Raw genomic sequence first — 13276 nt, forward strand, 5'->3', positions numbered from 1 at the left:
GTTATATGTTAAGCCGAGTTGCCGAATCAGTTTTTTGGATGAATCGATACATCGAGAGGGCAGAAAATTACTCGAGGTTTATTGATGTCAATCATCAGTTATCATTAGATTTGCATGAAGAGGTACCCAATCAGTGGTTACCACTTGTGCATACAACGGGTGACATTGAGTTATTTGAAAAACGATACTCTAGTCCCAGTCCGGTCAATGTTATACGGTTTATGACCTTTGATGAAGAGAATCCAAACTCAATTTTTCAATGTTTGTCTAGAGCCCGTGAGAATGCACGAACCATTCGTGAGAACATTTCTACTTCTATGTGGGAAGTGTTAAATGAGTTTTATCTCTTTGTAAAAGACTATCGTAAAGTGTATATGGAAAGTTCCGAAATTCATGGAGATACACTTTCCATGGGACTTTCCGACTTTCTTAGCACAGTACGAAAAAGTTGCCAAAGTTTTTATGGATGTTCTGATGCTACCATTTCTCATGATGAAGTTTGGAATTTTTCATTGCTTGGAAGATTCTTAGAACGAGCAGACAAAACCACTAGAATTCTAGATATGAAGTACTTTATCTTACTTCCTTCTGTGCATGATGTGGGTTCTACTTTAGATTTATTACAATGGTTATCTCTTTTAAAATCAGCTTCTGCACATGAGATGTACAATCAAAAATACAAACGTGTTGATCCAACGGATATTGCTGAGTTTTTGATTTTGAATGAAACCTTTCCTAGATCCATTTTTTTCTGCATCCAAGAGATGCAAGAGGCTCTGGATAAAATTTCTGGAATTAAAGAAGGTTTGCCTAGAAACTTAGCGCAAGATGCGACGACAGTTTATTTGAATCGGTTGCGATCAGAAAATATCAAATCCATTTTTGATAAAGGTCTACATGAATATCTAGATGATATTCAAATTGAGCTGAATCATATAGGTTCCAAAATTGTGGAACGATTTTTTACAAACTAACTATGAGTATACGAGTTGCCCTTTCCCATATCACAACCTACCAGTATGATAAGTCGATTAAACTGTCTCCTCATGTGATTCGGCTGAGACCAGCACCGCATACTAAAAACCATATAGTTTCTTATTCACTCAATATCTTACCTGAACAAAAATTTCTCAACTGGCAACAAGATCCATTTGGAAATTATTTAGCAAGGTTAGTATTTCCTGAAAAAACGAATATCTTACAAGTAGCTGTTGATTTAGTCACCGATTTAAAAGTAATCAATCCATTTGATTTTTTTGTAGAAGAGTATGCAGAGAACTTTCCATTTACTTATGATAAGGTATTAAAAAAGGAACTCGCTCCTTACTTAAAAGTTAAAAAACCGGGGAAGTTACTCTCTCCATACTTAAAAACAATCGATAAAACTCCGAGAAGAATCGTTGAATTCTTAGTAACCTTAAATGCAAAAATATACTCTGACATTGGTTATGTGATCCGGATGGAAACGGGAATCCAAACGCCTGAGTTAACACTATCTTCGCGAATGGGTTCTTGTCGTGACTCCGCTTATTTACTCGTTCAAATTCTTAGGAATATGGGCCTTGCTGCTAGATTTGTTTCTGGTTATTTGATCCAATTAAAAGCAGATGTAAAATCACTGGATGGGCCTTCGGGAGCAGAATCTGATTTTACTGATTTACATGCTTGGGCAGAAGTATATGTTCCTGGTGCGGGATGGGTAGGCCTCGATCCTACTTCGGGTTTATTTACCGGAGAAGGTCATATTCCTTTGGCAGCAACACCAGAACCCGAATCAGCAGGACCTATTTATGGTTTTGCGGAAAAAGCCAAAGCTGAGTTTTCCTTTCATATGGGTGTGGAACGAGTTTTAGAAACTCCACGAGTCACATTACCTTACCAAGGCGAAGATTGGGATAGGATCATTCGTTTGGGTGATTCCATTGATAAACGAATTCGTAAAAATGATATCAGACTTACAATTGGTGGCGAACCAACCTTTGTATCCACAGAAAATCGGGAAGCACCGGAATGGAATTTTGATGCCTTAGGTTTTGAAAAGTATTCTAAGTCAGAACAACTCATCAAACGATTGGGAAAACATTTTGCTCCCGGTGGCCTCCTGCAATATGGGCAAGGGAAATGGTATCCAGGAGAACCACTTCCAAGATGGGCAATGATATCATACTGGCGAAAAGATGGAGAACCCATTTGGAACCATCCCTATTTACGAGCTGACGATCGTTATACGGGATCGGCAACTACAGAAGATGCAAGAAGATTCATAAGTGTTCTTGGTGATTATCTTCGAGTTCCAACTACTTCAATTCATACGGCTTACGAAGATAATTTATACTATTTATGGCAGGAAGCAAACTTACCTGCAGAAACTGAATCTATCTTAAATGATTTGAATACCTACGATGAAATGGAAAGAAAAAGAATCCTGAAAGTAGTTGATTCTGGTTTACATCGTGAAGTAGGATATACTCTTCCTTTAGATTATGATGTTTTAAACCAGAGTTGGACATCGGACGAATGGATTTTCCGACGTGGGAAAATGTATTTAATTCCGGGAGATTCACCAATCGGTTTACGGTTACCATTGCATTCGTTAAGTGGAAAACAATCGTTCACACTTCCTGAGGATCCGGCAGCTCCGAAACCAGCTCTTCCAAAAGCTAAAGAATTAGGTCAGTCACCTTTCTTAACTACCACTGCAAGTTATAAGATTGCTGAAGAACGGACACGTACCGCACTATGTGTCGAACCCCGAAATGGGAACATTCGTGTTTTTTTACCGCCAATCAAATCTTTAGAAGGTTGGCTTCGGCTTATCTATGCAATCGAACAAACTGCTTTAGAAACTGATATACCAATTGTTTTAGAAGGTTATGAGGCTCCTCATGATCCTAGACTCAATCGTTTTAAGATCACGCCAGATCCAGGAGTGATAGAAGTCAATTTTCATCCTTCTTCTTCCTTTGGAGAGATTGTAGAAAAAACTAAAGTGTTATATGAAGAAGCTTATCAACTCCGATTGACTGCTGAAAAGTTTTTGATCGATGGTCGACACTCGGGCACTGGCGGTGGAAATCATATCACACTTGGGGGAGCATCTGTCGGTGATAGTCCTTTCCTAAGGAAACCATCGCTTTTGCGAAGTTTAGTGGCCTATTGGCAAAATCATCCAGGTCTTTCATATTTATTTTCTGGAATGTTCATCGGTCCTACTTCCCAATCCCCTAGAATTGATGAAGCAAGAAATGATTCATTACATGAACTAAAAATTGCTTTCCAACAAATTGATTCGAGTCGCCACACACCACCTTGGATGTTGGATCGAGTTTTAAGAAATATCTTAATTGATATTACAGGGAATACTCACAGAACTGAAATTTCTATTGATAAACTTTTTGATCCAGGATCACCTACCGGACGTTTGGGGCTAATTGAAATGCGTGCATTTGAAATGCCACCTCATTACCAATTGAGTGTCATCCAACAAGCGTTTATGATGGCTATCATTTGTAAGTTTTGGGAAGATCCTTATTATGGAAATCCAATCAATTGGAATACAGAATTACATGATCGATATATGTTACCGTACTTTGTGTACCGTGATTTCAAAGAAGTAATCCAGGATTTACAAAATAGTGGATTTGGATTTTTATCAAAAGACTTTGATCCTTTTTTTGAATTTCGATTCCCTCAATATGGAATTTGTTATTTGGATGGAATGGAAATTGAATTACGTATGGCACTTGAACCTTGGAACGTACTTGGTGAAGAAAACACAGCACAAGGAACTTCGAGAGGAGTAGACTCTGCCACAGAACGAGTCCAAGTTAAAGTAAAAGGATTTCATCCAGAGAGATACAGATTGAGTTGTAATGGGTACGAAGTTCCGCTACAGCCAACATCTGTCCAAAATGAATTTGTTGCAGGTGTCAGATTCAAAGCTTGGTCTCCTGTTTTTACTTTACACCCCCAAATACCTGCGCAACAATCCCTAGTGTTTGATGTTTATGATACATGGAATCATAGAGCACTTGGAGGATGTACTTATCATGTTTCTCATCCAGGAGGCTTGTCTTACCAAACCATTCCTATCAATGGATATGAAGCAGAATCCAGAAGGATCTCACGTTTTTGGACTCATGGCCATAAGATTGGAAAAAGCCTTCCGCCAATTCGATTGGAAAATAAAGCCTTCCCAACAACCTTGGATCTTAGGATGGTAACATTCAAGTAGATGATGACACAAGATCCTTATCATTTAATCGGAAATTATAAAACGATACCTGGAGTTTATGATGAACTTTATGATGCAGAAGGCCAAATCCGAAATAAATATAAGTTCTTAGTCAAATCATTTCAAGAGTTAGGACCTGCAGAACTTATCAATCGTAGGCGAGATACAGATCGTATTCTTAGAGAAAATGGTGTTACTTATAATTTATACCAATCAGACTCACCTGAAGCAAAAGAACGTCCTTGGGATTTGGATTTATTTCCTTTGGTTATGGAAAGTGAGGAATGGCGAGTATTAGAAAGAGGACTAAACCAACGAGCGGATTTATTAGATGCTCTCGTAAGAGATGTTTATTCCAAAAGACGCCTGTTATATGAAAAAAAAATCCCACCAGAAATTCTTTTTAATGAAACATCATTTTTGCGAGCTTGCGACGGAATGTATGATTCCAATCATTTCCTAACTAAAAATCCTGCTCTTTTATTTTTTGTTTGTGATTTGATTCGTGCTGCTGATGGAAATTTTTACGTTTTAAATGACAGGGTTCAGGCTCCTTCAGGTTCCGGCTATTCTTTGGAAAACCGAATTGTTTTATCTCGAATATTTCCAAGTATGTATCGCGATGCCATGGTACATCGAGTTGCTGTTTATTTTAGGTCTCTTCGTAAATCACTAACTCAACTTGCAGGTGTTACTGGGCGCGAACCTGTGATCGTTCTTTTAACTCCGGGACCTTCGAATGAAACCTATTTTGAACATGCCTATCTAGCTGGTTATTTGGGTTACACTCTGGTTCAAGGTGAAGATTTAACAGTTAGAAAAAATAAAGTTTATATGAAAACCGTAGAAGGTTTGCAACAGATCGATTTGATTTTGCGTCGGGTTGATGATGATTTTATGGATCCATTAGAACTAAGAGGAGACTCTCTCTTAGGTGTTCCTGGACTTTTAGAATCAGTACGTTCAGGGCATGTAAAAATCGCAAATCCTATTGGAACAGGATTTTTAGAGAACCGTGCCTTGTTGCCTTTTTATTCAGACTTGTGTCGATTTTATTTAGGCGAAGATTTAATTCTTCCAATGGCTCCTACTTATTGGATGGGAACCAAAGAACATTTTCAATGGGTATTACAAAACCCGGAAAAATATGTTTTTAAAACTGTGTCTCGTATGGACGAGGAAAAGCCGGTTACCTTTATCGAACTGAGTGGAGATAGGAAAGATTCATTTTTACAAAAGCTAAAATCATCACCAAATCGATTTATTGCACAAGAAATGATTGCTTCTGCCACCGTACCTGTATTAGGTGAGAATGGGTTCCGACCAGGACGAGCCATTATGAGAACCTTTGTTTCTTCTTCTGGGTCTGGTTATCAGACTATGGCTGGTGGTTTAGTAAGAGTATCCCCTTCCTTAGATGATTTTTTCATTACGAGCCAAAGAGGAGCTTGGAGTAAAGACCTTTGGGTTCTGGCAACAGAAACTCAAAAAGAAGAATCATTACTTGTCACAAAATCAGATCATGTCATGATCTCTCGGAAAAGTTCTGGTGTCCCTAGCCGTGTTGCTGACAACCTATTTTGGTTAGCGAGGTATTTAGAAAGATCAGAGAACCAAACTAGGGTTATACGAGAGGCTGTTTTTAAAATTTTACAAGTAGAAGATGGTTATGAAAGGGAATCTTTAGAAAACGCATTAAAACTCGTAACTCATGTAACCAATAGTTATCCAGGTTTTTTGGGTGATGATGCTGGTGAATTATTCTTAAATCCATTTTCAGAATTACAGCGATTGACTTCAGATCGTGGGGTTGTGGGAAGTTTGGCCTTCCATTTACGCAGTTTGGTGATGGCATCGAAATCAGTAAGAGATCGTTTATCGGATGATATGAAAAAAATTCTGCTTCATTTGGAAGATCAGTCGAATCATCAAATTGAATCTTACGATCAGATCATAGATTTCCTTCAGAAAATTGTCGTAAATCTTTCTTCTCTCACTGGTCTGTCTTTTGAAAATATGAGTCGGGAAGCTGGTTGGTATTTCCTAAACTTGGGTCGCCGAATTGAAAGATCAATCAATATGATTTTGATGCTACAAGGTATGATTCGTTGGGATAGTTTTAGAGACAAAGCTTCTTTTGAAACTTTTTTAAGAATCAATGATATTCGTTTAACTTATAATAGACGTTATAGTGGAAAAGTAGATCAGGAATCGGTATTGGATATTTTACTATTTGATACAACTAATCCAAGGTCTTTTGCTTATCAATTAGAACAAATCAATTCAGACATAAAATATTTACCTGGAAAAAATGAAAAGGTTGTGTATTCAGAAGACCGAGCTGCCTTACAACTTTATACTCATTTTAAAATGAAAGATATATCCATTTTCTTTGAATCGGAAAATCCTTTGGAATCTGTATCGATTTGGCTAGAAGAGTTACACAACCATTTGAAAAATTTATCAGATTCGTTGGCATCACGATACTTTAATTATACAGAAGAACAAACACGAATCGGTGATGGTAATGGCTGATTTTAAGGTAATTCATAAAACCAAATACAGTTATGACGATACAGTTGCTTATTGCCATAATATGGCTCACATGTATCCTTTGACGTCGCCGCACCAAGATTGTTTTAGAACTCATGTGACTGTGAATCCTAAACCAGTAGTATCTTCGTTTCGCAGAGATTATTTTGGAAACCAGGTATTTCTTTTTTCAGTGGAAGATCCTCATCGTTTTTTAGAGGTAGTGGTTGAATCAACTGTGCGGACTCACCAATCATTAGGAATTGATTTGTATAAATCGACTCCTTGGGAAAATATTTATTCGCTCATTCATGAATCTATGTTAGATGCTGATATTTTATCTATTGAATACATTCAACCATCATCTTTTATTGCAGCAAAAGAGAGTTACTCTGAATTTGCCCGAATGTTTTTTACCGAAGGAAAACCTGTATTTGCTGCGGCAATAGAGATGACAACTTTTATCTACCAGACTTTTCAATATGACCCTAAAGCTACAAGTATCAACACTCCCATTGATCAAGTTTTAAATGAAAAAAAAGGAGTATGTCAGGATTTTTCTCATTTGATGATTGCCGCCTTACGTTCGTTAAGAATTCCAACGAGGTATGTGAGTGGCTATTTAGAAACATTGCCTCCTCCTGGAACACAGAAATTACAAGGAAGTGATGCCACACATGCTTGGGTCTCTGTCTATTGTCCGACGTTTGGCTGGATGGATTTTGATCCGACAAATGGAAAAATGATTACAGAAGAATACATCATCACCGCAATTGGACGTGACTATGCAGACGTATCCCCTTTGAAAGGCATTTTATTTGGTGGTGGGAAACATAAATTGAAAGTGGAAGTAGACGTGATTCGCGAACAAATATGAACTTTCTGAAAGTATTTTTGAGAGGTTCAAGTTATCACTCGAGTTTATTGGAAAGTTGTGATAGAAGGGACTCATTGGGTGGCGGGTCTAGTTCCCCTCCCTAGTCAGGGCGGGGATACTCATATCCCATCTGTACCCACTCACCCCAATTTTTCTTTCCATTCCTCTTCCTTAAATCCCACCAAAAACCAGCCATCACCGACAACAAAAGGCCGCTTCACTAAATTTCCGTTGGCTGAAAGTGCTTTGTAAATTTGTTCCTCAGTAAGGCTCCCCAATTTCTCCTTCCAATTTCCTTCTCGGTAATCTTTTCCTGAGGTATTAAAAAGTTTCTTAATGTCGCCTAAGTATTGTTTTGCTTTTTTTAATTCAGTGGCAGTTGGGGCTGTTTCTCGGATGGGAATTTGTTGGAATTCCACTTTTTTTGATTTTAGAAATTTCAGAGCATTGCGACAGGTACTACAACCAGAATATTCGTAAACTTTGGGATTGGAACGACTCATAAGACTGATTTTCTTACTTACGATTTTTGCGGAAACTTTTTATTGGAACAATGTTGGTCCAAAACAATATTCCTTTGGCTCCGTTCACAACGTTGCGTTTGGGTGGCGAGGCCAATTATTTTATATCGATCAAAACAAAAGAAGACTTAGCGAAAGCCTTAAGATTTTGTAAAAATCAAAACCAAACATATTTAATTTTGGGTGGTGGCTCCAATACAATTTTTCGGGATTCCGGTTATCCTGGTGTTGTTTTACAAATGAAAATTCCTGGAATTCGTTGTTTAGACTCAAATGAAAATAATACAATCTACCAAGTTGGTGCAGGAGTTCCTTGGGACCAATTCGTTGAATATACAGTAAAACAAGGGTTAGCTGGAATTGAATGTCTTTCTGGAATTCCAGGTTGTGTTGGTGCATCCCCTATCCAAAACATCGGAGCCTATGGCCAAGAAGTAAAGGATTCAATTGTAAATGTTGAATGTATGCACCCATCCGGAGAATGTATCACCATCTCAAATGAAGATTGTAAGTTTCGATATCGAAACAGTGAATTTAAATCTGGAATTTATAAAGAACATATTGTAGTTTCCGTAACTTTTCAATTATCTAAATTATCTTCACCTTGTTTTCGATATCCGGAAGTTCAAAAAGCATGGGAGAAAATAGATTTGGAAGAATTTTCTTCTAATAGTTCTTCTACATCAGATATGGACAAACGAATTGTCCAATTGGAAGCTGTTAGGAATTTGGTCATCGAATTGAGAAAAAAAAAGTCAATGGTATTGGATGAAAATGATCCAAACACTCGTTCGGTGGGTTCATTTTTTACGAACCCCATTTTAGAAGAAAAAGAAATCGTTTCATTTTTGGAAAATGCAAAGAAACTCGGATTTGACAATCCTCCAATTTATCCTGAATCTACCGGTTTTAAAAAACTCTCTGCTGCCTGGCTAATTGAAAATTCTGGAATCCAAAAAGGGTCGAAATATCCGGGTGGTGTCGGCATCTCGGAGAACCATTGTTTAGGTCTAATCAATATAGAGGGGACAACCTCTGCACTTTTGGAAATGGCAGAATCAGTGAGACAACGAGTATTTGATACTTTTTTTGTGCGATTGGAAATGGAACCGGTTGTAAGACCCTAAAAAAGATTTGGTAATTGTCGATATAACAAAGAGAATGGGGATGGAATGAACTCTAAACTTAAAAAATACCTGATTCTTTCAGGACTTGGTGTTTCCTTATTACTAATACTCACTTTGGTTGGATTTTTTGTCGTGGACGAAATCAAAGGTGGAGCTGTAGGAGATGGTCAAAATAAATACGAACTCATCATTGATTCGGGAGAACCATCCTCAAGCGTAGTTCGAGAGTTAGCTGCTGCCGGCATGATCAAATCGTCTGTATACTTTAATTATTTGATGAAGTTTACAAGAGCAGGAAACAAAATCAAACAAGGTGTTTATGATATCAATGATGGGATGAGTTCCCGTAAGATTTTGGATGTCATTATTTCTGGAAAAGTTAAACTAGTTAACTTCACTGTTCCGGAAGGGTATAACAACCGTCAGATCGGAGATTTGTTAGTTTCTAAAAAACTTGCCATATCACGCGAAGAGTTTTTGAAAGTAACCCAGAGTCCGGCACTCCTTACAAAGTATAATATCCCTGCAAAAACTTTGGAAGGCTACCTATTTCCAGAAACGTATTCTGTTCCTTTGAATTATCCTTTAGAAAGAATTACAGAGATGATGATCAAACGATTCTATAAAAAACTAGAATCTATTCCAGAAGCAAAGGATATCAAACCTGCAGACCTTCATTTTCGAGTTGTGTTAGCCTCCATTGTGGAAAGAGAAGCAGTTAGAAAAGAAGAAAGACCAATGATGGCTGGTGTGTTTTTAACTCGTATTGAAAAAAATATCAATTTAGAATCTTGTGCTACAATTCAGTATTTATTCGATAAACCTAAAAAGAGATTATTTGAATCTGACTTAAAGATTGTTTCTCCATACAATACGTATATCAATGGTGGATGGCCACCCGGACCAATTTCTAATCCAGGCTTACCAGCGTTAGAGGCTTCGTTCAAACCAATGAAATCCGATAAATTATTCTTCCTTTTAAAACCAGATGGATCTCATTATTTTTCAGCGACATTTAAAGAACATTTGGACGCAAAAAAGAAATTTATTGATGTGTTGTATCAATAGAAAAGAAAGAAACCATCAAATGCTTTTTACGTGAATTGAGTTTTTAACCAATGGATGAAAACATAGTTGAACTGAATATCGCAATCGGTGGGATATCGAAGGAGCTTTTGGATGTACAAAAAGCTTTAGATGCCTACCGAGAAAAACAAAAGCGAAAAGAAGCAATTGATGAAGAAGCGATCACCTTTGTGAATAAAGCGGAGCTTGTCATCGAAAAAGCAGAAAAAGGTGAACTCCAATTAACTGCTGACCAAATTCGTCGCATCAAAAGTAATCTTGCAAAAATTCTAAAGCGGCTTCAGAATAAACCTCTTTAACGAAACCTTCATAAAACCTTCACCAGCTTGTCATTCCCTTGTAACATATAAAGAACATAGTTTTCTATAGCTAGAGGGAGAATTTTTTACAAATCCCTTTCGGGAAGACCCGCTAGCCAAACAAATTCGAATTTTTTCGAAAGAGGATTTAAAATGAAAAATTCATTCAAAAAAAGCATGGTGCTTCTTTCCATCGCGTTGATGGGATTCACTATGGTTAATTGTCCAGGTAAGAAGAAAGATGATACTGCTTTGTTTCTTGGCTTAGCAGCATTGCTCAACCAACCTGAATACACTGTTGTACTAACGGGTACATTAAAAACTTCAGGTGGACTCCCGATCAAAGACGGAAAAGTTACTATCACTGATGCAAGTGGAATTTTATCAAGTGGACAAACTGCTCTTTCTGACTTTACAACATGTCAAACCAATTCTTACGCAACAGCTGGAGCTGCAGGTGCCCTTGATGGTGAATTTGTATTGAGCTTTCGACTCACTTCATTGACCGGAAATCTTACTTTATCTGCTGTAGAAGCAGTAGGTGCAGATAATACAACAGCTTGTTCCACTGTGACTGCGTTGGCAGGAAGTGCATTTACTAACTCACTAGGAGATGGAACACTCGGAGTAAATATTGATCTAGGTAACAGAACAAATGTTGCAGCCTTTCCAGTTACAGCCGCGGGTTATTCTGTAACCGTGAAATCAGTAAACGTCTTTGTTAAAGGTGAATATCCAATTGTAAGTCCTACGGTTGGAGAAAATGTTTGCGACGGGAAACGCCTTTTCGGTGGCCCAGTAATTAAATCCGGATCTATATCGGCATCAGAAACTTGGTCTGGTGGAATTCTACTTCAAGGTACAGTATTTATAGAAACTGGTGCAACTATTACAGTAACCCCAGGAACTGCTATCTTTGGACAAAGAGGATCTTCTATTTTCTTTAAACAAGGTTCCAAGTTAGTTTCAAACGGAACTGCAGCAGATCCAATTTGTTGGTCATCAGCAAGTGCTCTTGGTTCCCGTTTTCCTGGCGATTGGGGTGGTATTGTTATGATTGGAACTAGTGGAGCTTCACGCGCATCCAACACAGAGGGAACCACTCCACAAGGATATGGTGGGGCAATCGGCTCGGACGTAGAAAATTTGAATATGTCATATAACATCGTTGAATTTGCAGGCAATGAGGTTGCACCTGGTGATGAATTGAATAACCTTTCAATTTATGCATCAAAATCAGTACTTAGTTATGTGCAAGTTCATAGAGGTCTCGATGATGGTTTTGAAGCATGGGGTGGATCTGGAACATGGTCAAACCTATTAGCAACTGGCGGATTGGATGATGACTTCGACTTAGATGAAGCATTTACTGGAACGATGACAAATCTAATCGGCCACAAGTATCCTTCTTCCTGCGGTGGTTCCTTCTCAACAGATCCACATGGTTTTGAGATGGATGGAACTGATGCGACAAGCGGTGCTGGTTCGTCCTGTGCGTCAGGATCTTTGAACAGATGTACAAATCCTGCTATCACAAACGTTACTTTAATTGGGGCGAATATCCCATCTGGTCAAGGGATGAGACTTCGTGAAGGATTCGCCGGAACAATCAACAGAGCAATCGTATTCGGTTTTGCTGATCCAGCTGCAGTTAGTACTTCTACAACGGGAACTTTTCCTGCTGTAACAGGTACAATTTCAAACCTAGCATATGAAACAGGAAAGACTACTGCGATCACTCCTACTGGTTCTACTACGATTAGTGCAACTCCAATAACCTCCGATGGATCAACTTCCAATTGTGGTTTTGGGGATACAAAACCAGATTATAAAACAATCGGATCACTTTCTGGAACTTACATCGGTGGTGCAACTACTGATTGGTTTAAGGACTGGACTGTTTATAGAGCGAGATAGTTAATTTAAAACTTTACCTAGTGGCCTAATCCAAGGTCACTAGGTTTATTATGCGTAATCTCCTACTTATATTCTCCCTCTTAAGTTTCTCATTTTGTAGCCAAGAAGATTGGCGCGAACAAATGGAAGCCAAAAATCAAAAAGTTATCTTACAAGTTGAACAGGATCACAAACAATTTGATTCCTATCGTTTAAATCCAAAAGACTGGTCTGTTTCTTCAAAAACAAAAGAACTCGCTATTGAGAACTTTTTGAAAGAAATTTCTAAAACTAAAAAAGCAGAAGCATTCTATGTTAGTTGGGAAGAGAAATTGACCGTAATTTTTCCGAACACCAAAGGATCAGGAACTTTACTTGATACAACTCCTCTTGACGAATACAGAAAAGTATTAGAAAGCCGCGAAGAATTTGCCATTACTGAACTTAGTAACCTTTTAGCAGAAAAAACTTTTACTATCGAAAGTATTGATTGGGAAAAACCAAGATTGTTTGGGAATTTAAAAGGATATAAACCTAAAAATTTAAAACTTAAGATCATGGGAAAATCAGTATCGATCCCACAGATCAAAATGGTCTTTCAAACGAATTCAGGTTACAAAGTTGGTGTTTTAAGTCCTTAGCTTTGTAATCGTTTTGTAATAATTAGTTCACGTAAACGTAACTCAATTCAAATCCCTTTTCAT

10 protein-coding genes are annotated in these 13276 nt (G+C 37.9%); 9 read left to right on the forward strand and 1 reads right to left on the reverse strand.

Going from position 1 to position 13276, the window contains the following annotated elements:
• The first annotated feature begins 5 nt into the window (after nt 1-5).
• The 4 genes from CH364_RS09890 to CH364_RS09905 are packed head-to-tail and all read left to right on the forward strand — an operon-like array spanning nt 6 to nt 7643.
• Nucleotides 6-974, forward strand: a complete 969-nt coding sequence (locus tag CH364_RS09890; protein WP_100743750.1) for an alpha-E domain-containing protein — start codon at nt 6-8, stop codon at nt 972-974.
• 2 nt (nt 975-976) lie between these two features.
• Complete coding sequence (locus tag CH364_RS09895) at nt 977-4234, forward strand: transglutaminase family protein (protein ID WP_100743751.1); 3258 nt, start codon at nt 977-979, stop codon at nt 4232-4234.
• Nucleotides 4235-6769 carry a circularly permuted type 2 ATP-grasp protein gene (locus tag CH364_RS09900; protein WP_100743752.1) on the forward strand — a complete coding sequence of 845 codons (2535 nt, stop codon included), beginning with the start codon at nt 4235-4237 and terminating at the stop codon, nt 6767-6769.
• Nucleotides 6762-7643: a transglutaminase family protein gene (locus CH364_RS09905; protein ID WP_100743753.1), complete on the forward strand. Its 882-nt coding sequence runs from the start codon at nt 6762-6764 to the stop codon at nt 7641-7643. Before CH364_RS09900 ends, CH364_RS09905 begins: the two co-directional genes overlap by 8 nt.
• A gap of 140 nt (nt 7644-7783) precedes the next feature.
• Here the strand turns inward: CH364_RS09905 and CH364_RS09910 are convergent, their stop codons facing one another.
• The gene (locus CH364_RS09910; protein ID WP_100743754.1) at nt 7784-8146 is read right to left on the reverse strand and encodes an arsenate reductase family protein; all 363 of its coding nucleotides are present in this window, start codon (nt 8144-8146) and stop codon (nt 7784-7786) included.
• A gap of 50 nt (nt 8147-8196) precedes the next feature.
• Between CH364_RS09910 and CH364_RS09915 the strand changes: the two genes are divergently transcribed.
• The 5 genes from CH364_RS09915 to CH364_RS09935 all read left to right on the forward strand — a co-directional run bounded on the left by CH364_RS09915 (nt 8197) and on the right by CH364_RS09935 (nt 13213).
• Nucleotides 8197-9291, forward strand: coding sequence for a UDP-N-acetylmuramate dehydrogenase (locus CH364_RS09915; RefSeq protein WP_100744720.1), 1095 nt, complete (start codon nt 8197-8199; stop codon nt 9289-9291).
• Nucleotides 9292-9336: 45 nt separating this feature from the next.
• Complete coding sequence (gene mltG / locus CH364_RS09920; RefSeq protein WP_100743755.1) at nt 9337-10359, forward strand: endolytic transglycosylase MltG; 1023 nt, start codon at nt 9337-9339, stop codon at nt 10357-10359.
• A gap of 50 nt (nt 10360-10409) precedes the next feature.
• The gene (locus CH364_RS09925) at nt 10410-10676 is read left to right on the forward strand and encodes a hypothetical protein (protein ID WP_100743756.1); all 267 of its coding nucleotides are present in this window, start codon (nt 10410-10412) and stop codon (nt 10674-10676) included.
• Nucleotides 10677-10889: 213 nt separating this feature from the next.
• Nucleotides 10890-12593, forward strand: coding sequence for a hypothetical protein (locus CH364_RS09930; RefSeq protein WP_243401341.1), 1704 nt, complete (start codon nt 10890-10892; stop codon nt 12591-12593).
• Nucleotides 12594-12643: 50 nt separating this feature from the next.
• Nucleotides 12644-13213 (forward strand): hypothetical protein, encoded by a 570-nt coding sequence (locus tag CH364_RS09935; protein WP_100743758.1) that lies wholly within the window; start codon nt 12644-12646, stop codon nt 13211-13213.
• The last annotated feature ends 63 nt before the right edge of the window (nt 13214-13276 follow it).

This window comes from Leptospira harrisiae (assembly GCF_002811945.1).
Classification (GTDB): Bacteria; Spirochaetota; Leptospiria; order Leptospirales; family Leptospiraceae; genus Leptospira_A; species Leptospira_A harrisiae.